Genomic DNA, 23890 nt, shown 5'->3' with positions numbered 1-23890 from the left:
ATGACTGACACGGTGCTGGACCTTCGCGGGTCGACTGTCTGCGTCACCGGACTGGGGGTCTCCGGGCCCCCGGTCGCACGCGCCCTGCTCTCCCTGGGGGCGGTGGTGACCGTGGTGGACGGCCGCGACGACGACGCCAACCGTGCGCGTGCCGAAGAGCTGCGCGCCGAGGGGATCGCCGTCGAGCTCGGCGACCCCGCCCTGCCGGAGGGCACCACCTTGGTGGTGACCTCTCCCGGTTGGCGCCCCGACTCGCCGTTGCTGGTGGCCGCGGCACGCGACGGCATCGAGGTGATCGGGGACGTCGAGCTCGCCTGGCGCCTCAAGCCCGCCGACCAGGTGTGGCTGGCCATCACCGGTACCAACGGCAAGACCACCACCGTGCGCATGCTCGAAGCGATGCTGCGCGCCGACGGCCGGCGAGCCCTGGCCGTCGGCAACGTGGGCACCCCGGTCATCGAGGCGGTGCTCGACCGGGGCCCCGGTCGCCCCACGGTCCTGGCCGTGGAGCTGTCCAGCTTCCAACTGCACTGGTCGTCGTCCCTGCGTCCGCACGCGGGCGTCGTCCTCAACATCGCAGCCGACCACCTCGACTGGCACGGCGGCCTGGACGCCTACGCCGGGGCCAAGGCCGCGGTCTACGCGCGGGGCACCATCCGGGTGGTCAACGTCGCCGATTCCGCCACCCGCGCGCTCGCCGAGAAGCACGGCGATCCCCATACCCCCTTGGTCGGCTTCGGCCTGGGGACGCCACGTCCGGGGGAACTGGGCCTGGTGGAAGACCTGCTGGTGGATCGTGCCTTCGTACCCGACCCGGCCGGCAGCGCCGAGGAACTGGCCACCGTGGCCGATGTCGTACCGGCGGCGCCCCACAATGTCGCCAACGCGCTGGCCGCGGCGGCGCTGGCCCGTTCGGTCGGCGTTGCGCCGGAGGCGGTCCGCGCGGGCCTACGGGAATTCGCCCCCGAGCCGCACCGCATCGCCCATGTCGCCACCGTCGCGGGTGTGGACTACGTGGACGACTCCAAGGCCACCAACCCGCACGCGGCCGCGGCGTCGCTGGCCGCGTACCCCTCGATCGTGTGGATCGCCGGCGGTCTGCTCAAGGGAGCCGATGTCGCCGACCTGGTCGCGGGCGCGGCCGATCGGCTGCGCGCCGTTGTCCTTCTGGGCGCCGACCGCGACCGGCTCCGCGCGGCTCTCACCGAGCACGCGGCACACGTGAAGGTGGTCGAGGTCGAGCGCACCGACGGGGCGGCGATGGCCGAGGTCGTGACCGCTGCCGCGGGGTTGGCCCGATCCGGGGACACGGTACTGCTCGCTCCGGCCGCCGCCTCCATGGACATGTTCGCCAACTACAACGTCCGCGGTGACGCCTTCGCCGCCGAGGTGCGGTCGATACGGGTCTAAGACACCAGGAAAGACCCGTCTTGTTGTCCAATCGCTATGTCAACCGGGACAACCGAAGTGTCAGTTGTGCGTCACCAGCCGGTCCCGTGTCAGAAAAAACCCCAACACGCCGGTAATGTGCGATGGCTCAAAGCCTCTTGCCGCCAAACTTGTTCGACGCTAGGGCGGTTTCGGGCGCGGGCGGAGAATGCACATGGCGGTGACGACATCGGTCCCTTCGGCCACCAGGGTCCGAGTGGGTGGCGGTGCCAGTGGGGGGGCGGTCCTCAGCGGGGTCCGCGACTTCGCTCGGCGCCTCGACCGTCCGCTTACGTCCTATTACCTGATCTTTGGCAGTGCGCTTCTGCTGACCGCTCTCGGGCTGGTCATGGTGCTGTCCTCGTCGATGGTCGACTCCTATACCGAGACCGGCTCGGCGTTCTCGATCTTCAACAAGCAGATCGGTGCAGCCGCCATCGGCCTGCCGCTGATGATCCTGGCCTCCCAAACGCCGGTACGGGTCTTTCGGCTACTGGGTTATCCGCTGATGCTCGGTTCCATCGTGCTGCTGGTCCTCACCGTCTTTCGGGGTGAGGAGTACTACGGCGCGGTCCGGTGGCTGGAGATCGGCGGTCTCACCGTCCAGGCGTCGGAACCCGCCAAACTGGCCTTCGCGCTGTGGGGGGCCAATGTCCTGGCGCGCAAGGAGGAACTCAAACAGCTCGTCGAGTGGCGCCACCTCCTCGTACCGCTGCTGCCCGGCTGCGGCATGCTGGTGCTGCTGGTGCTGCTGGGAAGCGACCTGGGAACCTCCTTCGTTCTCATGGCGGTCTTCGTAGCACTGTTGTGGGTGGTGGGTGCCCCGGGACGGCTGTTCCTCGGAGCGCTGGGCCTGGTCGGTGCGCTCGTCGGCATCATGATCGCCGTCGAGCCCTACCGGATGGCCCGGCTCACCTCCTTCTGGAACCCCGAAGCCGACCCCTACGACGGCGGTTACCAGCTCCTCCACGGCCTCTACGCGTTGGGCACCGGCGGCCTGTTCGGGGTGGGGATCGGCGGCAGCCGCGAGAAGTGGGGCAACCTTCCCCACCCCGAGAGCGACTTCATCTTCGCCATCATCGGTGAGGAGTTCGGTCTCATCGGCACCCTGATCGTGGTCTGCCTCTTCGGTGTCCTCGGTTTCTCCGGACTTCGGGTGGCCTCCCGGGTCAAGGACCCCTTCGTCCAACTCGCCGCGATTGCCATCACCACCTGGATCACTATTCAGGCCCTGGTCAACATCGGTACTGTCATCGGGGTTCTGCCGATCACCGGTATCCCGCTGCCGCTGGTCTCCGCCGGTGGTTCCGCGCTCATCCCGATCCTGGTCGGCTTGGGCATCTTGTTGGCGCTCGCCAAGAGCGAGCCCGATGCGCGCCGGGCGCTGGCAGCCCGGGGTCCGACACACCTGGAAAGGGCCCTAAGCTGGCTGGGCCTGGACAATGGCGGCGCAAAGGCGCCGGCCGGCCGGGCCCCGACCAAGACACGTCCGACGCAGGTCCAAGCGAGGAGGAATCGGCGACGATGAGGGTAGTCCTCGCCGGCGGTGGCACGGCCGGTCACGTAGAGCCGGCCCTTGCCCTGGCAGATGCGCTGCTGCGCATCGACCCCGACACCCAGGTGCTGTGCCTGGGAACAGAGCGGGGGCTTGAGCAGCGACTCGTTCCCATGCGGGGATACGAGCTGGGGGAGATCCCGGCTGTTCCGCTTCCGCGCAGGCTCACGCCCCAACTGCTGTCCGTTCCCGGAAAACTGGCCAACGCCATCAGCACCGCGGCCGGGTACATCGACCAGATCCAGGCCGACGTCCTCGTCGGCTTCGGCGGCTACGTGGCCACTCCCGGCTATCTCGCGGCGCGTCGCCGCAAGGTACCGATCGTGGTGCACGAGGCCAACCCTCTCCCGGGCCTGGCGAACCGGTTGGGCTCGCGGCTCACCCCGCACGTCTTCACCGGACACCCCCACACCGACATCCGCAACGGCCGCTTCATCGGCATCCCGCTGCGTCAGCAGATCTCCTCGCTGGACCGGTTGGCCCTGGGGGACAAGGCCCGCGCCCACTTCGGTCTGCGCTCGGACCTGCCCACGCTGCTGATCTTCGGCGGTTCCCAGGGTGCGCAGGCGGTCAACCAGGCGGCGTTCGACTCCGCCAGTGACTTCTGCGCCTCGGGCGTGCAGGTCCTACACGTGGTCGGCCCCAAGAACGCCGACGAGCCCGAGGACCGCACCCGTGACGGTGTGCCCTACGTGGTCGTTCCCTACGTGGACCGGATGGACCTGGCCTACGCCGCCGCAGACGTGGCGATGTGCCGCTCCGGCGCGCTGACCTGCGCCGAACTCACAGCGGTCGGTTTGCCGGGTGCCTTCGTGCCGTTGCCGATCGGCAACGGCGAACAGCGCCTGAACGCCGAACCCATCGTCGAGGCCGGTGGCGGTCTGCTGGTCGACAACTCGGCGCTCACCGCGCAGTGGATCCGCGACCAGTTGATCCCCCTGCTGACCGACACCGACCGGGTGGTCGCGATGTCGGAAGCCACCGCGAAGATGGGACGTCGCGACGCCGACATGGCGCTCGCCCGCGAGGTCATGGCCATCGCTCAGCGGCGCAGCGGTGTGGACGCACCCATTGACGACTCCGAGGACGACGCCGATTACGGCGACCCCGGAAGGGACGCCCGATGAGCCTGGTCGAGCCCACCGAGCCGGTAGCAGTCGAGAAGCTCGGTCGTGTCCACTTCGTGGGCATCGGCGGGGCCGGTATGTCGGGTATCGCGCGGGTGCTCCTGCAACGCGGCGTCGAGGTCTCCGGGAGCGACGCCCGCGACAGCGAACTGCTCGCCGAGCTCGCCGAGCTCGGCGCCGACGTGCATGTCGGCCACGCCGCCGCCAACGTTGCGGACGCAGACACCCTCGTGGTCTCCTCGGCGATCCGCCCCACCAACCCCGAGCTGGTCGAGGCGCTGGAGCGCGGCCTGCGCATCCTGCCCAGGGCCGCCGCCCTCGGTGCCCTGCTGCTGGACCGGCGAGGGGTCGCGGTCTCGGGCACGCACGGCAAGACCACCACCACGTCGATGGTCACGGTCCTCCTCCAGCACCTGGGGGCTCAACCCGGCTACGTCATCGGTGGAAAACTCGTGACCACCGGCCTGGGCGCCGACGCCGGCGCCGGTGACGTCATCGTGGTGGAGGCCGACGAGAGCGACGGCTCGTTCCTCATGCTCTCGCCCAAGGTCGCCGTGGTCACCAACGTCGAAGCCGACCACCTCGACAACTATGGCGGTCTGGAAGAGATCCACAGCAACTTCGCGGCCTTCGTCGACCGGGTCGCCGAGACCCTGATCATCGGGATCGACGACCCCGGGGCCCGGCGCGTCGCAGAGGTCGCCCGGGAACGAGGCAAACGGGTGCGCACCTATGGGGTGACACCCGAAGCCGACTACCGGGTCGCCGACATCGAAGCCGACGGTTTCGCCACCGACTTCACGCTGATCGCCGATGGGGGAGACCCCATCAAGTGCGCGATCTCCGTGCCCGGTACGCACAATGTGCTCAACGCCGCCGCGGCCGTAGCCGTCGCCGACGAACTCGGACACGATCCCGAGGTGGCCGCCCAGGGGTTGCCCGAGTTCACGGGCGCGGCCCGCCGCTTCGAACTGAAGGGCGAGGCCGGTGGGGTACGCGTCTACGACAGCTATGCCCACCACCCCACCGAACTGACCGCCGATCTCACCGCGGTACGTGCCGCATTGGCCTCCCGTGCGGCCAAGTCCGCCCCCGACGCGCCCGCCGGGCGGGTCGTGGCTTTGTTCCAACCGCACCTGTACAGTCGCACGCGCATCTTCGCGACGGAGTTCGCCGAAGCGCTCACCCTCGCGGACGAAGTCGTCGTGCTTCCCATCTATGCCGCCCGCGAGGACCCCGAGCCAGGGGTGAGCGCCGAGCTGATCACCGGACAGGTCGCCCATGAGCGGGTCTACCACCACGTGGACCGCGCCGATGCGGTCGCTCGCGTCGCGCAGGTGACCCGCCCCGGTGACATCGTGCTCACGATGGGCGCGGGCGACGTCACCGAACTCGGTCCGGTGATCGTCGCGGCGTTGGTCCAGCAGGCCGGTTAGCACCCGGCACGGTTGTCGTTTCAGCCCGGGCACGAGACGGAGAGGACCTGGTGAGCGCTGCCGAGAGCTCCGACCAGCGAACCCGTTCCGTCCCCCAGGGGACGGGCCGGAGCGTGTCCGACCCCTGGAAGGCTGCTTTCGTCACCTTGCTGGTGGTCGCCCTGCTGGCCGTCATGACCTGGGTGCTCCTCGGATCGCGGCTGTTGGTGGTGCGGCAGGTCGAGGTGATCGGACTGGAACGGCTCGCCGAACAGGACGTGGTCGCCGCGGTCGACGTGGCCACTGGAACCCCTCTGGCGAGGGTGGACATCGAAGCAGCGGCCCAGCGCGCCGAGGAGTTGCGGCTCGCGCAGGCGGTCACCGTCTCGCGCGGTTGGCCGGCCACGTTGGTCGTGGAGGTCACCGAGCGGCTTCCGGTGTTGGCCATCCAGGTCGGGGACGGGTTCCAGCTCGTCGACGGGGAGGGGGTCCGGATCGAGGACTCCGAAACCAGGCCCTCGGACTACCCCCTGGTGACCGTCAAGGGCGAGGTCGAGAACAATCCGGCGATCGCGGACGCCGCGGCTGTCGCCGACGAGCTTCCCCCTGCCGTCCTGTCGACAGTGAACACCATCGAGGCGTCCGACCGCTCTTCGATCGTGCTCGACCTCGACAACGGGGCGACCGTCTCCTGGGGGGACGTGGATCGCGGCCCGGACAAGGCCCGTGTGCTGCAGGTACTCATGCGCGAACATCCTGCCGCCGCCGATCGCCGGTACGACGTCAGCGCCCAGGGCGTCGCGGTGGTCAAGTGAGGCGCGGGGCAGGTCCGGGCGTTGTCGTTCACAAAGCCGGGTCCGCCCGGCGCGCCCACCGCCCGCCCGTCCGACACGCCGATAGTCTGAGCTCGTGGTTGGTTGCTCCCGCGGTGGGCGCAGGCTTACTGTCGGGAAGCAATACCTTTAGTTGACATAAGTACGCATGGCAAGCATCCGGAATCGGTGCTTGAGACCGGCTGATGTGCGTTTGCAGACCGCATCGGCCCACTGCCCCGGGGCTTCCCGCAACGGAGTACCCGGGCGTTATACCAAGTCAGAGCAGAACCGGACAGCTTTCGAGCCGATCCACCCCTGAGGGCGACGCGAATCGCGTCCGCCCGGGCCGATCGGCAGAGTTGGCAAGAAGCGAGCGGAAAGGCCCCTCGTCGTGGCAGCACCGCAGAACTACCTCGCGGTCATCAAAGTCGTCGGTATCGGCGGCGGCGGTGTCAACGCCGTCAATCGCATGATCGAAGAGGGACTTAAGGGCGTCGAGTTCATCGCCATCAACACCGACGCTCAGGCGCTGCTCATGAGCGATGCCGACGTCAAGCTGGACGTCGGCCGCGAATTGACCCGCGGACTCGGCGCGGGGGCCAACCCCGATGTCGGCCGGAAGGCCGCCGAGGACCATCGCGAAGAGATCGAAGAGGTGCTCAAGGGCGCCGACATGGTCTTCGTGACGGCGGGGGAGGGCGGCGGTACGGGTACCGGCGGCGCCCCGGTGGTCGCCAACATCGCCCGGTCCCTGGGCGCACTCACCATCGGCGTGGTCACCCGCCCCTTCGGATTCGAGGGCAAGCGGCGCGCCACCCAGGCCGAGGCGGGCATAGCCATGCTCCGCGAAGAGGTCGACACACTCATCGTCATCCCCAACGATCGCCTGCTGTCGATATCGGATCGCCAGGTCAGTGTCTTGGACGCGTTCAAGGCCGCCGACCAGGTACTGCTGTCCGGTGTCCAGGGCATAACGGATCTGATCACGACGCCCGGCCTCATCAACCTGGACTTCGCCGACGTCAAGTCGGTCATGTCCGGGGCAGGGTCGGCGCTCATGGGGATCGGCTCCGCCCGCGGCGACGATCGTGCGGTGGCGGCAGCCGAGATGGCCATCTCCTCGCCGCTGCTGGAAGCCAGCATCGACGGTGCCCATGGCGTCCTGCTGTCGATCCAGGGCGGATCGGATCTGGGACTCTTCGAGATCAACGAGGCGGCCCAACTCGTCGCCAACTCTGCGGCGCCCGACGCCAACATCATCTTCGGTGCGGTCATCGACGACGCGCTGGGTGACGAGGTACGGGTGACCGTGATCGCGGCAGGGTTCGACGAGCCTCGCGTGGAGGCAGTCCCCCCGCCCCAAGCGGCGACCGCGCCTAGCCCGCCGGCGCCGCAGCCCCAGCCTGCTCCCGCCCCCGTGCGTCCGGAGCGTTCCTTCCCGCCGGCCGCCGCCGCGCCGGTCCGTGTGCCCGAGCCCGAACCGGTCAGTGTCCGGCCCGAACCCGAGCCCGAGCCGGTCCGCGCGCCCGAGCCCGAACCCGAACCCGAGGCGCCGCAGGCGGCCGAACCCGAGCCCGAACCGGAGGAGGAGCCGGAGGAGCAGGTCTACCAGCCGCGCAGTATCCATGCGGTTGGCGAGAACGGTTACGGCCTGTCGCGCGGGCCGGGATCCGACAGCCCCTTCTCCCGGAGCAACGAGGTCCCGACGCCGCGGCGCCGGGTGGTCTTCGACGAAGGAGACGACCTCGACGTCCCGGACTTCCTCAAGTAGCCCGTCGCGTCCCGCCGGACGGCGGGTACGGACACCAGGCTGACCGGATCGGCGGTGCGCTTCTCATGGGAGCGCCCCGCCGTTTCGGCGTTAGGGACCCCCACTCCCATCCTTTTCGCACCCGACAAGAAACCGGTCCACCCCATGACCACCACCATCGAACTGGTCCCCGGTGTCCACGCCGGGTTCACCCGGCGCCACGGCAGCGGTTCCAGCGAGGCCCCCTACGACTCCCTCAACCTCGGCACCCATGTCGGCGACGATCGCGAAGCGGTCGCTGCCAACCGGGTCGAGGCCGCGCGCGGGTTCGGCCTCGACCCCGCACGGGTGGTCTGGATGGACCAGGTGCACGGTGTGGAGGTCGCGGTTGCCCGTGGTCCCGGGGCGGTCGGGAGCGTCGACGCGGTGGTGACGGTCGAAACCGGTCTCGCCCTTGCGGTTCTGGTGGCGGACTGTCTTCCCGTGCTGGTCGCAGACCCGGGCACTGGTGTCATCGGGGCCGCCCACTCGGGGCGCCCCGGGACGGTCGGCAATGTGGCCGCGCAGCTGCTGGCCGCGATGGCCGGCCTGGGGGCCGACCCCGCACGGTGCACCGCGCTCCTGGGGCCCTCGATCTGTGGCGGGCACTATGAGGTGCCCGCCGAGCTGAAGGAAGAGGTGGTCCGAGCGGTCCCCGAAGCGGGCTGCACCACCTTCGCCGGCACACCCGGAGTGGATATTCGTGCCGGTGTGGCCGCCCAGCTGACCCGGCTCGGCGTCACCGTCCGCCACGACCGGCGCTGCACTCTGGAGGACCCCGCATTGTTCTCCTATCGGCGCGACGGACGCACCGGACGCTTTGCCGGCTATGTGTGGAGAGGCTGACATGGTCCAGGAGGCTGCCGACCGGCGCGCCGTGATCGCCGCCAATCTTCAGGTCGTGCGGGAGAGGGTCGCCGCAGCGTGCAAAGCGGCAGGGCGTTCACCGGACGAGGTTCGCATCATCGCGGTCACCAAGAATCATCCCGCCTCTGACGTGCGTATTCTCGCCGAACTGGGGATGGTGGACGTGGGGGAGAACCGGGACCAGGAAGCCGCCCCGAAAGCCGCAGAATGCGGTGATATCGATCTCAACTGGCATTTTGTGGGGCAATTGCAGCGCAACAAGGCGGCGTCGGTGGTGGGCTACGCTCACGTCGTCCATTCGGTGGACCGCGGACGCCTGGTCGAGGCATTGGCCGCGCGGTCGCGTGCCGCTGGGCGCGAGCTGAACTGTCTGGTCCAGGTCAACCTCGATCCCGACTCCGAACAAGGGGTCATCGGGCCGCGGGGGGGTGCCGATCCCGCCGATGTGCCGGACCTGGCCAAGGCGATCGCAGAGGCCGAGGGGATCGTGTTGGGCGGGGTCATGGCGGTCGCGCCGCGCGGGGCCGACCCGCGGGCGGCTTTTGATCGGTTGTACGAGGTCGCCGCTGTCGTTCGCTCTCGCTACCCTCGTGCCACGGCCATTTCCGCGGGCATGAGCGGGGACCTGGAGGCCGCCGTGGAACGGGGGGCGACACACCTGCGGATAGGTACGGCGTTGCTCGGCGATCGTGCGGCGATCGTGGGGTAATGTCCCCACATGGACCTTGGAGCCCATGGCCCTCGCCCGCGGGGTGAGCAGGGCATAAGCCAGCGATAAGTCATCTGCGGTAAATCACCACAGGGACGACGGAGGACAAGAGATGGCCGGCGCTATGCGCAAAATGGCGGTCTACCTCGGCCTCGTGGAGGACGACCGTTACGATCACCGCTATGCGGATGAATATGATGACTTCGATGACTTCGACGAGGGCATCGAGGACCGGCGCGACCGGGACCCCGAGTCCCGTCTCGACGCGCGTCCCGAGTCCGTGACAGAGCAGGGCGACTACGCCGTGTCTCCGAACGAACGACGAAACGTGACCGCAGTCGCGCCTGCCACCGCGGATCTCGCTCGAATCACCACACTGCATCCCCGGACGTACAACGAAGCGCGTACTATCGGAGAGCATTTCCGGGAAGGAATACCGGTGATCATGAACCTCACCGAGATGGTCGACAGCGACGCCAAGCGTCTCGTCGACTTCGCGGCGGGGCTCATCTTCGGGCTGCACGGCAGTATCGAGCGTGTAACCAACAAGGTCTTCCTGCTCTCCCCGGCTAATGTCGAGGTGACCGCGGAAGACAAGGCACGTATTGCTGAGCGAGGGTTCTTCAATCAGAGTTAGATCAGCACACACGTCCGGTGACGAGGCTGTCGGGGCGCGATTGTGAGTATTGTCCACGTACTGGGCACCCTTATGTACTGGGTCCTCAGTATCTACCTGCTCGTACTGATCGGGCGGATGGTGTTCAACCTGGTTCAGTCGTTCACCAGGTCCTGGGAACCCACCGGATTCGTGTTGGTTCTGGCCGAGACGGTCTATACGGTCACGGATCCGCCGTTGAGGTTCCTCGGTCGGTTTATCAAGCCGGTCCAGTTGGGGAGCATCCAGTTCGACCTGAGCTTTATGGTCCTCTTCCTCATCGTGGTGATCCTGCGGGCGATCGTAGCCCCGTACACGGTGTGAGGTCCAAGATGTCGGAAAGGTAAGCTCCGGTTCCGATACGTGGTCTTGGTCATGATCTGGATTGCCGTAAGGTCACGATCAGGTAGCGTCCCTACGGACAGAGTCCAAGCGCGCCAAGGAGACGAACATGCCGCTGACACCCGCGGATGTACGGAATAAACAGTTCAGTACCACCCGGCTACGGCCGGGTTATGACGAGGAAGAGGTCGACGCCTTCCTCGACGAGGTCGAGTCCGAGTTGGACCGCCTCATCCAGGAGAACGAGGAACTGCGCGGAAAGCTCGCGGAGTGCCTGCGCGGCAAGGTTCCGCCGGCTGGGATGAATGACTTCCAGCCCCAGGAACCCCAGATGATGCCCGAGCCGCAGCCCGAGCCGATGCGTCCGCCCGAGCCGATGCGTCAGCCGGAGCCGATGCGTCAGCCCGAGCCCATGCGTCACCCCGAGCCGGTCCAGTCCGTCGCGCCCATGGGCCTGCCCGGTGCAGAGGACAACATGGACACCGCCGCGCGCGTGCTGGCTCTCGCCCAGCAGACCGCCGACCAGGCGATCTCCGATGCCCGTCGCGAGGCCGACGACACCCTGGGCCGCGCCCGCCACGAGGCGGACGACATCCTGGGCAAGGCGCGCCGCCAGGCCGAGCAGATCGTCAACGAGGCCCGTGCGCGTTCGGAGAACCTGGACCGCGACGCCCAGGAGCGTCACCGCCAGGTCATGGGCACGCTGGTCGAGCAGCGCGACAAGCTGGAGCACCGCGTCGCCGGTCTCAAGGACTTCGAGCGCGAGTACCGCAGCCGCCTCAAGGACTACTTCGAGCGGCAGTTGCGTGAGCTGGCCGAAGGCGCCAACGAGCACAACAGCCCCAACAGCACGGGTGGTTTCCAGACCATGGCGCCCACCGGTGCCAACCCCTCGCTACAGCACTCCGGCGGCCCCGGCAGCGGTGCACCCGGTGGCAACCCGTTCGCTTCGCCCGAGCCCGCCCAGCACGGGGGCTACCACCCGGGTGAGCCCCACGACCGCCACTGAGCCGGCCAACCGCATTACGACAATGAGCTCCTCGAGTTCGTGAAAAGGCATCCAACCCGGTGATCATCATCTGCCTGGTCCTCGTCATCGCGGCATTCGTCGTGATCGGCGTGGCGCTGGCGCTCGCAGAGCTGACTCTGGTCTATATCGCGATCGGCATCAGCGGCCTGTCTGCTGTCCTGCTCGCGATAGAGTTCGTCCGCAACAGGAAGAACCTGTTCGGTGCGAAACAGCGCAGGGACCACCTGGTTTCGGATGCCGTGGGAGTGCTCGGGACGGACGGTTTGGGGAAGGCGTCCGTCCAAGCAGCTCCGGTTCCGGCGGTGATGTCCGCCGCAGACTCGAACCAGGAGGCCGGCAGCACCGGCACGACTGCACCCGCACCGGTTTCGCAACCGGTGCGGGCTGCCGCGTTTTCAGGGGAGTCCGCGGACCGTCCTCCTGCCGTACCCAGTTCCCTACCGTCCTGCGACGGCCACCCCGACCCGGTGGACGAGGACACGTCCGCCGTTGACTCCACTGCCGACGAGGTGGAGCCCGATTCCTCGCCGCCCGCCGAGGACGACTGCGCAACCGCAGATCTGGCGCGCAACGTCGCCAAGGCGGATGAACGGTCCGCAGACGTGACGAACGAATCGCTTGTTGATCTTCCCGGCGAAGGCGCTGCGCAGCCTCCGTCGCCAACCGGCTCCGCCGACGGGGTGGCTGTCCCGCCTGCCGTCGACACCGCCGAAGACGGCGATGCCTCTCCTGCCGAAGCCGATACGGCAGGGGCGGCGGGAGACGAAGAACCGGCCGAAGCCGGCCTCATTGAAGCAGAGGACGACGCCCAGCCCGTCGAGGTGGATCCCTCTGCGACGGCTGACCCCGAGAAGGACGACGCCCAGCCCGCCGAGGTGGATCCCTCTGCGACGGCTGACCCCGAGAAGGACGACGCCCAGCCCGCCGAGGCGGATCCCTCTGCGACGGCTGACCCCGAGAAGGACGACGCCCAGCCTGTCGAGGCCCAGGACACCGACGCCGATCCGCGGCCGCCAGCCGACGACGCGGCGCCGAAAGACGACGTCGGGCCCGCAGACGGCCCCGAGGCCCCCTCCGCTGACGTGCCCGAGAAGGCCACGACGCTCAAGCACGCGGACCGCTAGCGCGGTACACGCCGGCCCACGACCCGACCCGGTCGGACTCCCGCCCACGCCGGCGGGCGTATACGGCAGCGGGCCGGCCGCCGAGGGGCGGACCCCGGCGACCGGCCCCGCGACACCGCTAGAACTTACGCAGCCATAGCGCCACTCCGAAGTCCGTGGAGGACACTTCGTGCGCGTTGCCGTTCGGTTTGCCCTCGGAGAGGGAGACCGCAAGGACTTCGCTGCCGATGGTTTCCGCGTGCTCGGTGATGGCCTCCCCCGTGGTGTCGTCGGTGGCCGACCACCACAGTTCGATCCGGTCGGAGATGTCCAGGCCGCTGGACTTGCGGGCATCCTGGACGAGGCGGACCACCTCGCGGGCGAGACCCGCCCTGCGCAATGCAGGGGTGAGCTCCAGGTCGAGGGCGACCGTCTCACCCGACTCCGTGGCGACCGCCCATCCCTCGCGGGGCTGCTCGGTGATCAGGACCTCCTCCGGATCCACGGTGACGTCTTCGCCCGCTACGTCGACCACGGCGGCCCCTTCCGCGCGCAGCCGCTCCACGAGGGCCTTGGCGTCTGCGGCTTGGATCGCCCTGGCCACCGGCGGCGTCCCCTTGCCGAACCGCTTGCCCAGTGCCCGGAAGTTCGGTTTGACCGAGTAGTCCACCAGGTCGCCGCCCACCACGGACAACGGGTCGAGTTCGAGGACGTTCAGTTCCTCCGTGATCTGGCCCCGGAGCTGCTCGGGCAGGTCACCGAATCCGGCCGCACCCACGAGGACCCTGGCCAGCGGCTGGCGCGTGCGCTGGCCGGAGTCCGCCCGCGCGGCCCGACCCAGTTCCACCAGGCGCCTGGTCAGAGCCATCTGCCCCGACAGTCCGGTGTCGATCAGCGACTCGTCGGCCACCGGCCACGCCGCGAGGTGCACCGATTCGGCTGCTTCGGGACGGCGCAATGCGTTCCACACGTGGTCGGTCAGGAACGGCACGATGGGCGCCATCAGGAGCGTGACTGTTTCCAACGCCTCGAACAGCGTCGCGAACGCCGCGGCGCCCTCGGGTGTGTTGGCCCCCGCCCAGAATCGGCGCCGCGAGCGTCGCACGTACCAGTTGGACAGGTCGTCCACGAACGCTGTGATGGCGCGTCCGGCCGCTGCCGGATCGAACCGCTCCAGCGCCGCGTCCACCGTCCGCACCAGGCTGTTCAGCTCGGAGAGCACCCAGCGGTCGATGAGCGGGCGCTGTGTCGGTTCGGGCGCCTCGGCGAGGCGGGAGTGGCTCCACGGGCGCTCGCCGGCACCGGCGTACAGGGTGAAGAAGGACGCGGTGTTGTAGTAGGTCAGCAGGACCTTGCGGACGATCTCCTCCAGCGCCGCGTGCCCGACCTTGCGCGGCATCCACGGTGAGCCGCTGGCCGCCATGAACCAGCGCAGCGCGTCTGCGCCGTGCCGGTCCATCACCGGCATCGGCTCCAGGATGTTGCCCAGGTGCTTGCTCATCTTGCGGCCGTCCTCGGCGAGGATGTGGCCCAGGCAGACCACGTTCTCGTAGGAGGACTCGCCGAAGACCAGCGTGCTCACCGTCATCATCGAGTAGAACCAGCCGCGGGTCTGGTCGATGGCCTCGCAGATGTACTGGCCCGGGAAATTCGCCTCGAAGGTTTCCAGGTTGCGGTGCGGTGCCCCCCACTGGGCGAACGGCATCGCACCGGAGTCGAACCACACGTCGATCACCTCGGGAACCCGGCGCGCCACCCGCTGCTCCAGTGGCAGGGAGGGGTCGGCCTCGGGGTCGGGGATGACGATGTCGTCCACATAGGGGCGGTGCGGGTCGAGGGCGGACAGGTCCTGGCCGCTCAGTTCGCCCAGTTCCTTGAGCGAGCCCACGCAGATCTGGCGGCCGTCGGGGAACTGCCAGATGGGGAGCGGCGTTCCCCAGTACCGGCTGCGCGACAGGGCCCAGTCGATGTTGTTGCGCAGCCACTCGCCGTAGCGGCCGTCCTTGACGTTCTCGGGGACCCAGTTGGTGCCGGCGTTCTGCTCCAGCAGCCGTTCCTTGATCTCGGTGGTGCGGATGTACCACGACGGCAGCGCGTAGTAGAGCAGTGCCGTGTGGCACCGCCAGCAGTGCGGATAGCTGTGCTCGTAGGCGACGTGGCGGAACAACAGGCCGCGTGCCTTCAGGTCGGCCACCAGCGGTTTGTCCGCGGTCTTGAAGAACAGGCCCCCGACCAGGTCCAGCTTCTCCTCGAAGGTTCCGTCGGCGCGGACCGGGTTCACCACCGGGAGTCCGTAGGCGCGGCACACCAGCATGTCGTCCGCGCCGAACGCCGGGGCCTGGTGCACCAGGCCGGTGCCGTCCTCCACCGTGACGTAGTCGGCCAGCACCACGAAGTGCGCGGGTGCCTCGAAGTCCACCAGTTCGAAGGGGCGGCGGTAGGACCACCGTTCCATCTGTGCCCCGGTGAAGCGCTCGCCGGTGAGAGTCCAGCCCTCACCCAGTGCCGCGCCGACCAGGGGTTCGGCTACGATCAACCGCTCGGTGCCGTCGCTGGCGACCACGTACTCCACATCGGGATGCACGGCGACAGCGGTGTTGGACACCAGCGTCCACGGGGTGGTCGTCCAGACCAGCAGCGAAGCCGCCGCGTCCCCCTCCGACAGCGGCCCGGAGGCCAGCGGGAAGCGCACGTAGACCGACGGGTCGGTCACGGTCTCGTAGCCCTGGGCGACCTCGTGGTCGGACAGGGTGGTGCCGCAGCGAGGGCAGTACGGGCTGATCCGGTAGTCCTGGGTCAGCAGACCCTTGTCCCAGATCTGCTTCAGGGACCACCACACCGACTCCACGTACTCGGGGTCCATGGTGCGGTACGCCTCGTCCATGTTGACCCAGTAGCCCATGCGCTCGGTCATCGCGGTGAAGGCGTCCACGTTGCGCAGCACCGACTCGCGGCAACGGGCGTTGAACTCGGCGACACCGAACTCCTCGATGTCCTTCTTGCCGGAAAGGCCGAGCTCCTTCTCCACCGCGACCTCGACCGGCAGGCCGTGGCAGTCCCAGCCCGCCTTGCGGTTGACGTGGAAGCCCTTCATCGTCTTGAAGCGCGGGAACACGTCCTTGAACACGCGCGCTTCGACGTGGTGCACGCCGGGCTGGCCGTTGGCGGTGGGCGGACCCTCGAAGAACACCCAGTTGGGGCCGCCCCGGGTCTGTTCGAGGGAACGATCGAAGACCTTCTGCTCCGACCATCGGCGCAGTACGTCGTGCTCCATCGCGGGGAGGTCGATCTGCGCGGGAAGAGCGGGGAGGGGCCGAGGGGCGTCGTCGGACACGGGGCGTACCTTTCTCCATCAGGAAAACTGGCCTGACGGAGGGACGAGGCCCGATTGACCCGGCCCCGCGGTACCACCCTCCTTGGAGGTGTCCTCCGAGCGAAGGAACACGTCCCACTTCGTTGCTGCCGCTGCCGGTTCTAGTGGGTGCTGAACCCGTTGGGGGTCCGCGCCTTTCCTCCGGCGGCTCAGGGGTGATCTTCCCGCACGGTCGTGCCCCCGGCTCGCACCAGTCCCGGGTCGCTCACGGTCGTGTCCGGCGCGGTACTCGTCCCCGTCTACGCCTTGCTGGAACAGAGGATAACGCACCTGGCAAGGCGCTCATGGCAGTTTTCGCCGGGTGACCGGGGCCACGGCATACTTGCGGCGAGACCGTGCGACGAACCATGTGATCAAGAGGAGCGCCTGACATGGCAGACACGACGCCCTTGCCGGGGAGCGTCCTGGTGGCACTGCAGGACAGGGAGGACGCCGAAGAGCTGGCCGAGCAGTTGGAGGACCAGGGCTACGAACCGTGCACGGTCGGCCGGAACCCACTGTCCGGGGGGAGCGAGGACACCGACTGGGTGATCGAGGTGCACACCGGTCCGCACGGCGGACCGGCCGCTCTGGACCAACCCCACCTCGATGCGCTGGCCCAGGACTACGACGGAAGCACCCGGGCCGGGTGATCCGTGCCGCCCGGGGCAGGCCGACCCGGATGAGCCCCCCACTACACTGGGGGTTTCGCGCGTTCCCCGATCCGCCGGACGCGCCGGCCAGTGCGCGAGACGCCCCCGGACGACCACTGCGTCCATTGGGCGCGACCACGCTTGAGGAGTTCCGCTGAACGACGTCGACCCCGACCGGGGCCCCGAGACCGCGCCCGCCGCGCGTCCGAGCAGGCCGCGCCGCTATGTGCTCCTGTTGTTGGCCATCGCGGTGGTCCTGGTGGTCGCGGACTTCGCCACCAAGGAAATCGCGCTCGCCAACTTCACCCCCATGGACCCTGTTGTCCTGTTCGGCGGGTTCCTGAAGTTGACGCTTGTGTTCAACCCGGGCGCGGCCTTCTCCATCGGAACCGGCATGACCTGGGTCTTCAGTCTGATCATGGTGGGTGTGATCGTCTACATCCTGCGGATCTCGGGCCGGTTGCGCAGTTTCGGCTGGACCGTGTCGCTTGGGTTGATCCTGAGCGGGGCCACCGGCAACTTCATCGACCGGGTCTGGCGACCCGACACCCGTGAGGTGTCGGCTGCCCTGACGGGGCCCGAGGCGGTCGGCACCTGGTCGGACCGCCTGTTCAGCCCGCCCGCGCCGTTGCACGGACACGTCGTGGACTGGATTCAGCTGCCCAACTGGCCGGTCTTCAACATCGCCGACTCCGCCATCGTGTGCGGCGGCATACTCGCGGTGGTGCTGGCTTTCCGCGGTATCAACATCGACGGCACCCGCGACGGGGCGGAGCCGGTTGCCGGCCCGGACGCCCCGCGCCCCACCACTGAGGAGAACGGTCGTGAGTGACCACCGCAGCCTGCCGGTACCCGACGGGCTCGAAGGCGACCGGCTCGATGCCGCCATCGCCCGCATGTTCGGGTTCTCCCGCACGCGCGCCGCCGAACTGATCGCCGAGGGAAACGTCCTGGTCGACGGGGGAGCGGCGGCCAAGTCCGACCGCGTGCAGGCCGGTTCCTGGCTGGATGTCGCGCTGCCTCCGCCCCCGAGCGCTCCGGTGCCGCGCGCGGAAGCCGTGCCCGGGATGCGTATCGTCCACGAGGACGCCGACATCGTGGTCGTGGACAAGCCCGTCGGGGTGGTCGCCCATCCCACTCTCGGATGGACCGGCCCCTCGATTCTTGAGGGGCTGCTGGCCTCGGGGGTGCAGTTGGCCACCAGCGGTGCGGCCGAGCGCCAGGGGATCGTCCACCGCCTCGACGCCAACACCACCGGCCTGATGGTGGTCGCCAAGAGCGAGACCGCCTACAGCGTCCTCAAGCGCGCCTTCAAGGAGCGCACAGTGGACAAGTACTACAACACGCTGGTCCAGGGGCATCCCGACCCGCTGCGCGGCACCATCGACGCGCCCATCGACCGCCACCCCGCGGGAGACGGCCGGTGGGCCGTCGTCGCGGGAGGACGCCCCTCGGTCACCCACTACGACACCATCGAGGCGTTTCGCGCGGCGAGCCTGCTGGAGGTCAAGCTGGAGACCGGCCGTACCCATCAGATCCGGGTGCACATGTCGGCCACCCGGCACCCGTGCGTGGGCGACCACCTCTACGGAGCCGACCCCACCCTCGCCGAGCGGCTCGGTGTGCGCCGCCAGTGGCTGCACGCGGTACGCCTTGCCTTCGACCACCCCACCGAGCACCGGCCGGTGAGTTTCGAGAGCCCCTACCCCGACGACCTGGAGCAGGCCCTGGCCGCTCTGCGCGAGGACTGACCCCGGTCGCGGCAGGAGGCCCCGTGCCCGCAGCCGGTGTCGGCGCAGGTGGATCCGAGGGCGAGCACATCATCAGCCCCGGTCGGCGTGCCCCTCGATCAGTTCCGACAGAGTGGTCTCGGGGCTGATGATGTCGGGGTCGGTGCGGCAGTCGATGAGCGTGGGGCCGTCGGCCTCCAGCGCCGCCCGCAGCGCCTTCTCCAGTTCTGCCGGGGTGGTGGCGGTGGCTCCCAGCGCGCCCAGGCCACGGGCATAGCCGGCCAGGTCCAGCGGCCCACTGATCTCCACCGCCGCGGTACGCCCCAATTCGCGGGCCTGGTGCATGGCGATGGTGCCGTAGAGCCCGTTCTGGAAGACCACGACCACGATGCGCTGTCCCAGCCGGGCTGCGGTCTCCAATTCCTGACCGGTCATCAGCAGCCCGCCGTCGCCGACCACCGCCACCACGGTGCGCTGGGGCTCGGCCAGTTTGGCGGCCACCGCGGCGGGCACCGCATAGCCCATCGCGCCGCTGGTGGGCCCCAATTGGGTGGCGGGTGCGCGGTAGGACCAGCCACGGTGCAGGAACGCCGCGAAGTTTCCCGCGTCGTTGGTCACCACGGTGTCCTCGGGCAGCAGCCGGCGCATGGTCTCCACCACCGCCCACGGGTGCAGCAGGCCCCCCGGGTGCTCGAACACCCCTGCCGGCGCGGTACAGGTGTCCACCCACGCCCCGTGGGCACGGGACCAGTCGCGTTGCTGCGGTTCCACCGGTACTTGCGCCAGCGCCGCCAATGCGCGCCCGCTGTCGGCGACCGCGCCCAGCCACACCTTGGTCACCGCGCCCACCTGGGCGGGGTCGATGTCGATCTGGGCGACCGAGGGCTCGCTGCCGGGAGCGCCGCTCTCGGGAAGCCGGTAGGTCTGGGTGGTGATCTCGCTCAGCCGCGAGCCCACCACCAGGACCGCGTCGGCCTCCTCGAGCGCGTTCAGCACGGGTTTGGGGCAGCCGAGTCCCAGATGCCCCAGGTACAGCGGATGGTCGTTGGGAAAGACGTCCTGTCGGCGAAACGAGGAGTACACCCCGGCCCGGAAGTGCTCGGCGGCGGCCACCAGCTCGTCTCGGGCCCACCGGGCGCCGCCGCCCGCGATGATGACCGGACGCTCTGCGGCGGCCAGCCAACCCGCCAGTCGGTCCCGCTCGTCGTCCCCCAGCGCGGGGCGCGCCTGTCGCACCGTTCCCGCAAGCGCTGCCGGTTCCTCCACCACCTGGCCGAACAGGTCGGCGGGGACCGCGACGGCGACCGGTCCCGGACGGCCGGAGGTGGCGATCCGCACCGCCTGCGCGGTGGTCTGCGCCAGCCGGTCGGCACGGGTGACCGTCGTGGCCCATTTGGTGATGGGTGCGTAGAAGGCGGTCAGATCCACCTCCTGGAATGCCTCCCGCCCCAGGTTGTCCGTTTCCACCTGCCCCAGGAACACGATCATCGGGGTGGAGTCCTGCATCGCGGTGTGCACGCCCACCGCCAGGTTGGCGGCGCCCGGTCCGCGGGTTGCCGCGGCGACCGCGGGCACCCCGGTCAGTTTCGCGTCAGCCTCGGCCATGAACCCGGCACCGTTCTCGTGCCTGGTGGACACCAGGGTGATGGCGGGGTGGAGTTCCATGGCGTCGCTGAGTTCCAGGAAACTCTCGCCCGGAACGGTGTAGCAGCGCCGGATTCCGGCGGCGGCGAGCACGTCCACCACCTGCTGGGCGGCGGTCGAGGCGGGAAGCGGAGGCTTGGCCACAAGGGGTCCTTGTCCGTTGTCGTGATCCGTCGGTCCCCGTCCTCCTACCCACTCATCGATGGGGATGCATGAGCGGTGCGGCGGGTTGCGCCGAACCGTGCGCGACGCTGTCCCGAACGGTTCGGCGCGTCACTCACACCCCGAGCGCGCGAAGCCCCGCGGCGGTGCCTGCCGCGATCAGGATGACGAGCAGGAACGGAGCGCGCAGGAGCAGAGCCAGTACCGCCGTGGCCAGTGCGCACAGCCGGGGCACGTCCAGGACCAGCCGATCGCCTTCCGCGACGGCCTGCAGTGCGATGAGCGCGGCCAGTAGCGCGACGGGAACGGTCATGGCGAACCTGCGCACCCACGGGTTGTCCAGCAGACGCCGAGGTGCGGCCAACCCCGCGTATTTGAGCAGGTAGCAGCCGATCCCGGTGGCGATTACGGCGATCCACAGCGTCATCGGGAGTCCTCCTGGCCGGTCGGTCCGGTGGGGGAGGGCGAGTCCAGCGCGATGAGCGCTGCCGCGGAGGCCAGCAGGACGGGAACCCCGGGCGGCAGGAACGGGGTGGCGGCCAGTGCGATCGCCGCTCCCAGCACGCCGACGAGAAGGGTGCGTCCGCCTTCCATCAACCGTGGCCACAGCAGGGCCAAGAAGATCGCGGGTCCGACCGCGTCCAGTCCGAAGGCGTTGGGGTCGCCGATCCGCTCGGTGGCCAGCGCTCCGACCAGGGTGGTGGCGTTCCACAACAGGAACAGGACCGCGAAGGTGGTGGTGAAGCCCGCCCGCGCGTCCGAGCGTCCGTGCTGGGCCAATGCCACGGCACTGGTCTCGTCGATGACTCCCTGAGCGGCGATCAGGCGCCTGGCACCGCGCCAGTCCAGGAGGTCGGCGAGGCGCAGTCCGTAGAGGGTGTTGCGGGTGCCCAGCAGCAGGGCGCCCAGCGTGCCGGCCACCAGGCTGCCGCCGCCCGCGATCACGCCGACCAGCGCGAACTGGGAGGCCCCGGTGAAGGCGAGCAGACTCAAGGCGCATGTCTGGGCCACCGAGAGCCCCGCGGTGACGGCGGTTGTGCCGAAGGCGAGTCCGGAGAACCCCACGGCCAGGCCCACACCGAGCCCGTCCCGTACAGGCGCCCTGTTCAGCAGGGCGATGCCGGGGGAAGCAGAAGAGAATCGATTCACGGAAACCGACCTTAGGCACAACGGCCCGCTCCGGTCTTGAACGTTATTGCGCCCCTGCATCCGGGCGAAACACCCCGCGCCGGAAGGCTCCCGGGGGGACCCCTACGTGCCGTTTGAAGTGTCGGGTCAGGTGGGACTGGTCGGCGAACCCGACACGTGCGGCCACCTCCGCCGGTGTGTCCCCTTGGGAGAGCAGGGTGCGGGCCCGGTGGACCCGCTGCTGGTTGAGCCAGGCGTGCGGCGGCAGACCGTAGGTGTTTCTGAAGGCTCGCAGCAGTGCGAAGGGCGATACCTGCGCGGTTGCGGCCAGTTCCTCCAGGGCCGGCGGGTCCAGGAGTCGTTCGCCCAGGAGGTCGGCGGCCAGTACTGCGGCGCGCGCGGAGGGGAGCGCCGCCTCGGGGCGTCGGATCGCGGCGCGTGCGTGCCGCCGAACCAGCAGGTCCAGTGCGATGCGGGTCAGTGATGAGGCCGCCAGCGAGTCGCCGCCTTCGGCCGCCTGGTGGGCCATGCGCACGAGCGAGGCCGCCTCCGGGTCCACCACCCGGGAGTCCCGGTAGGAGAAGGTACCCGTGATCCCGGCCTCCGCGGCGACCTCTCCTATCAGTTCCCGGCTCGGGTACAGCACCCGGTAGCTCCAGCCCTCGGGGATCCCGGCCTGTCCGGTGTGTGGCTCCCAGGCGTCCACCAGGCCGAGGTCGCCGGGGCCGACGCGGTGCAACTGCCCCCGGTAGCTGTACTCCTCGACACCGGATTCGATCAGGGCGACCGTGTAGGTGTCGTGGACGTGGCGGGTGAAGGTGTGCCGCACGAATCGGGCGCGCAACAGGTCCATCCCGGGTAATCCGGGGTGGCGCCAGTAACGGGCGTGCTCGGCAGTGGGCATGGTGCCAGCCTAGGTGGCCGGTGGCCGGTGGCTCTGCGCGGGCCGTCGCGGTGGTGCCGTCGGTGCGGGAAACGCGGACGGGGCCGGTCTCCAGTGACGGTTCGAGGTGTCCGCTATGGTCGGCGACGTGTTGGACATCGTTGTCGCCGAGAGCGACCAGGACCGGGCCATTGTCTTCGCCATCCGTGGAGCCGTCTTCGTGGCGGAGCAGCAGGTGCCGATCGAGGAGGAGTGGGACCACCGTGACACGGAAGCCGACCACTTCCTGGCCCGTTTGGACGGGGTCCCGATCGGGGCGGGGCGGTTGGTCGTCGTGGACGGTCGCGGCCTGCTCGGCAGGCTTGCCCTGCTGCGTCATGCGCGCGGTACGGGAGCGGGAGCGGCGGTGGTGCGTGCCATCGAGGAACGCGCGGTGCTGCGGGGACTGACCGAGATGGAACTGCATGCCCAGACCCATGCCCTCGGGTTCTACGAGCGGCTCGGATACACCGCCTACGGGCCGGAATTCGACGATGCGGGAATCGCACACCGGCACATGTCCAAAAAGCTGGGCTAGCCACCGGTACGCGGAGGTCCTCCATCGGGCGGCAGGAGCGGGGAGCCGTCGCCCCCACTCTTAACCGAATGTTATTCGGTTTGAGGGAGGGGGCGCCGACCTGCGAAACTACCACCGAGTATCATTCGGTTTCGGTGTCACCGTCCCGTCGTGCCATCACCCCGTGCCAACAGAACTGATGAGAACCCCTATGACCGTTGACGCGCAGCCGATCGCGAAGCTTTCCGACCTCAGCGACCTCGGTTTCGCCGTCGTCGAGCACAGCGAACTCCCCGCAGAGCTTCTGGACCTGGTCGACCAGGTGCGCGGTCTGGTGCACGCCGTGGCCCGGACCCAGGCCGACACCGCAGTCCTCGCCGGGGCCGCCCGGACGGTGGCCGCGCTCACCGAGCAGCTCGGCGCCGATCCGCGCCCGCTGGGAACCATGGTCCACCGGACCTGGCCCGACGGCCACACCGAATACGGCACCCTGTCCAACATCGTGGCCGGCCCCGCCAATCCGTTGGCCCCGCCCCTGGAGCTGGTCCGTGACGGCGAGGAGGTGCGCGCCGAGGTCACCCTCAACGGACTTTACGAGGGGCCGCCCGGACTCGTCCACGGCGGATGGGTCGCCGCCCTGCTGGACCAGGCACTGGGCTCCGCGTCCTCGATGACGGGGCGCCCGAGTCTGACCGCCAACCTCGACGTCAACTACCGCAAGCCCACCCCCATCGGCGCCGAACTGACCGTCGCCGCGCGAATCACCGGCACCGAGCGCCGCAAGGTCTTCGTCTCCGCCGAGATCCGCCACCACGGTGTGGTCACCGCAGAGGGCACCGCGGTCATGGTCCAGGTAGCCGTGTCGCGTTCCTGACCGGCCGTAAGCGGGGGCAGGCGGGTTTCATGGTCAAAATCATGCCCGGTCGGCCCCGACCCCGGCGCGCGAT

Annotated in this window: 22 protein-coding genes; 17 read left to right on the top strand and 5 right to left on the bottom strand. The window is 69.1% G+C overall.

All coding sequences use genetic code 11. The features are described 5' to 3' along the window. The 12 genes from murD (at position 1) to QSJ59_RS01560 (ending at position 12856) form a co-directional block, all read left to right on the top strand. The gene (gene murD / locus QSJ59_RS01615) at positions 1-1410 is read left to right on the top strand and encodes a UDP-N-acetylmuramoyl-L-alanine--D-glutamate ligase (protein ID WP_285756847.1); all 1410 of its coding nucleotides are present in this window, start codon (positions 1-3) and stop codon (positions 1408-1410) included. 193 nt (positions 1411-1603) lie between these two features. Further along, positions 1604-2956 (top strand): putative lipid II flippase FtsW, encoded by a 1353-nt coding sequence (gene ftsW, locus QSJ59_RS01610; RefSeq protein WP_285756846.1) that lies wholly within the window; start codon positions 1604-1606, stop codon positions 2954-2956. Further along, a complete protein-coding gene (murG, locus tag QSJ59_RS01605) occupies positions 2953-4110 on the top strand; it encodes an undecaprenyldiphospho-muramoylpentapeptide beta-N-acetylglucosaminyltransferase (protein ID WP_285756845.1) in 1158 nt (385 codons plus the stop codon). The genes ftsW and murG overlap by 4 nt, the downstream gene beginning before the upstream one ends. Next, positions 4107-5546 carry a UDP-N-acetylmuramate--L-alanine ligase gene (gene murC / locus QSJ59_RS01600; RefSeq protein WP_285756844.1) on the top strand — a complete coding sequence of 480 codons (1440 nt, stop codon included), beginning with the start codon at positions 4107-4109 and terminating at the stop codon, positions 5544-5546. Before murG ends, murC begins: the two co-directional genes overlap by 4 nt. 50 nt (positions 5547-5596) lie before the next feature. Then, complete coding sequence (locus tag QSJ59_RS01595) at positions 5597-6340, top strand: cell division protein FtsQ/DivIB (protein WP_285756843.1); 744 nt, start codon at positions 5597-5599, stop codon at positions 6338-6340. Between the two features lie 391 nt (positions 6341-6731). Continuing rightward, positions 6732-8111 carry a cell division protein FtsZ gene (ftsZ, locus tag QSJ59_RS01590; RefSeq protein ID WP_285756842.1) on the top strand — a complete coding sequence of 460 codons (1380 nt, stop codon included), beginning with the start codon at positions 6732-6734 and terminating at the stop codon, positions 8109-8111. Between the two features lie 144 nt (positions 8112-8255). Further along, positions 8256-8975, top strand: coding sequence for a peptidoglycan editing factor PgeF (pgeF, locus tag QSJ59_RS01585; RefSeq protein ID WP_285756841.1), 720 nt, complete (start codon positions 8256-8258; stop codon positions 8973-8975). Position 8976: 1 nt separating this feature from the next. Further along, positions 8977-9705, top strand: a complete 729-nt coding sequence (locus tag QSJ59_RS01580) for a YggS family pyridoxal phosphate-dependent enzyme (protein WP_285756840.1) — start codon at positions 8977-8979, stop codon at positions 9703-9705. A 112-nt stretch (positions 9706-9817) separates the two neighbouring features. Beyond that, positions 9818-10342 carry a cell division protein SepF gene (locus tag QSJ59_RS01575; RefSeq protein ID WP_285756839.1) on the top strand — a complete coding sequence of 175 codons (525 nt, stop codon included), beginning with the start codon at positions 9818-9820 and terminating at the stop codon, positions 10340-10342. 42 nt (positions 10343-10384) lie between these two features. Then, a complete protein-coding gene (locus QSJ59_RS01570; RefSeq protein ID WP_285756838.1) occupies positions 10385-10684 on the top strand; it encodes a YggT family protein in 300 nt (99 codons plus the stop codon). A gap of 127 nt (positions 10685-10811) precedes the next feature. Next, entirely contained in the window at positions 10812-11711 is a 900-nt protein-coding gene (locus QSJ59_RS01565) for a DivIVA domain-containing protein (RefSeq protein WP_285756837.1), read from the top strand. A gap of 59 nt (positions 11712-11770) precedes the next feature. Next, a complete protein-coding gene (locus QSJ59_RS01560; RefSeq protein ID WP_285756836.1) occupies positions 11771-12856 on the top strand; it encodes a hypothetical protein in 1086 nt (361 codons plus the stop codon). Positions 12857-12974: 118 nt separating this feature from the next. Here the strand turns inward: QSJ59_RS01560 and ileS are convergent, their stop codons facing one another. After that, positions 12975-16109 (bottom strand): isoleucine--tRNA ligase, encoded by a 3135-nt coding sequence (gene ileS, locus QSJ59_RS01555; RefSeq protein ID WP_432707428.1) that lies wholly within the window; start codon positions 16107-16109, stop codon positions 12975-12977. Between the two features lie 470 nt (positions 16110-16579). Between ileS and QSJ59_RS01550 the strand changes: the two genes are divergently transcribed. The 3 genes from QSJ59_RS01550 (at position 16580) to QSJ59_RS01540 (ending at position 18591) form a co-directional block, all read left to right on the top strand. Beyond that, entirely contained in the window at positions 16580-16840 is a 261-nt protein-coding gene (locus tag QSJ59_RS01550; RefSeq protein ID WP_285756834.1) for an amidohydrolase family protein, read from the top strand. A gap of 226 nt (positions 16841-17066) precedes the next feature. Then, positions 17067-17672 (top strand): signal peptidase II, encoded by a 606-nt coding sequence (locus tag QSJ59_RS01545; protein WP_285756833.1) that lies wholly within the window; start codon positions 17067-17069, stop codon positions 17670-17672. Beyond that, on the top strand, positions 17665-18591 hold the full coding sequence (locus QSJ59_RS01540; RefSeq protein ID WP_285756832.1) for an RluA family pseudouridine synthase: 927 nt from the start codon (positions 17665-17667) through the stop codon (positions 18589-18591). Before QSJ59_RS01545 ends, QSJ59_RS01540 begins: the two co-directional genes overlap by 8 nt. Before the next feature lie 72 nt (positions 18592-18663). Here QSJ59_RS01540 and QSJ59_RS01535 read toward each other — a convergent pair whose 3' ends face one another. From QSJ59_RS01535 to QSJ59_RS01520, 4 genes are all read right to left on the bottom strand, one after another. Then, positions 18664-20358 carry a thiamine pyrophosphate-dependent enzyme gene (locus QSJ59_RS01535; protein ID WP_285756831.1) on the bottom strand — a complete coding sequence of 565 codons (1695 nt, stop codon included), beginning with the start codon at positions 20356-20358 and terminating at the stop codon, positions 18664-18666. Positions 20359-20491: 133 nt separating this feature from the next. Next, positions 20492-20803 carry an AzlD domain-containing protein gene (locus tag QSJ59_RS01530; protein WP_285756830.1) on the bottom strand — a complete coding sequence of 104 codons (312 nt, stop codon included), beginning with the start codon at positions 20801-20803 and terminating at the stop codon, positions 20492-20494. Beyond that, positions 20800-21525: an AzlC family ABC transporter permease gene (locus QSJ59_RS01525; RefSeq protein WP_285756829.1), complete on the bottom strand. Its 726-nt coding sequence runs from the start codon at positions 21523-21525 to the stop codon at positions 20800-20802. The genes QSJ59_RS01530 and QSJ59_RS01525 overlap by 4 nt, the downstream gene beginning before the upstream one ends. A gap of 43 nt (positions 21526-21568) precedes the next feature. Next, positions 21569-22408, bottom strand: a complete 840-nt coding sequence (locus QSJ59_RS01520) for a helix-turn-helix transcriptional regulator (protein WP_285756828.1) — start codon at positions 22406-22408, stop codon at positions 21569-21571. 115 nt (positions 22409-22523) lie between these two features. Here QSJ59_RS01520 and QSJ59_RS01515 point away from each other — a divergent pair, with 115 nt between their 5' ends. Further along, complete coding sequence (locus QSJ59_RS01515) at positions 22524-22964, top strand: GNAT family N-acetyltransferase (RefSeq protein WP_285756827.1); 441 nt, start codon at positions 22524-22526, stop codon at positions 22962-22964. Positions 22965-23154: 190 nt separating this feature from the next. Next, the gene (locus QSJ59_RS01510; RefSeq protein ID WP_285756826.1) at positions 23155-23817 is read left to right on the top strand and encodes a PaaI family thioesterase; all 663 of its coding nucleotides are present in this window, start codon (positions 23155-23157) and stop codon (positions 23815-23817) included. Positions 23818-23890 lie beyond the last annotated feature (73 nt).

It is taken from the genome of Nocardiopsis ansamitocini (assembly GCF_030268225.1).
Classification (GTDB): domain Bacteria; phylum Actinomycetota; class Actinomycetes; order Streptosporangiales; family Streptosporangiaceae; genus Nocardiopsis_D; species Nocardiopsis_D ansamitocini.
Note: the sequence above shows the minus strand (reverse complement) of the source record. Positions and strands in the feature narration are given on the sequence as shown.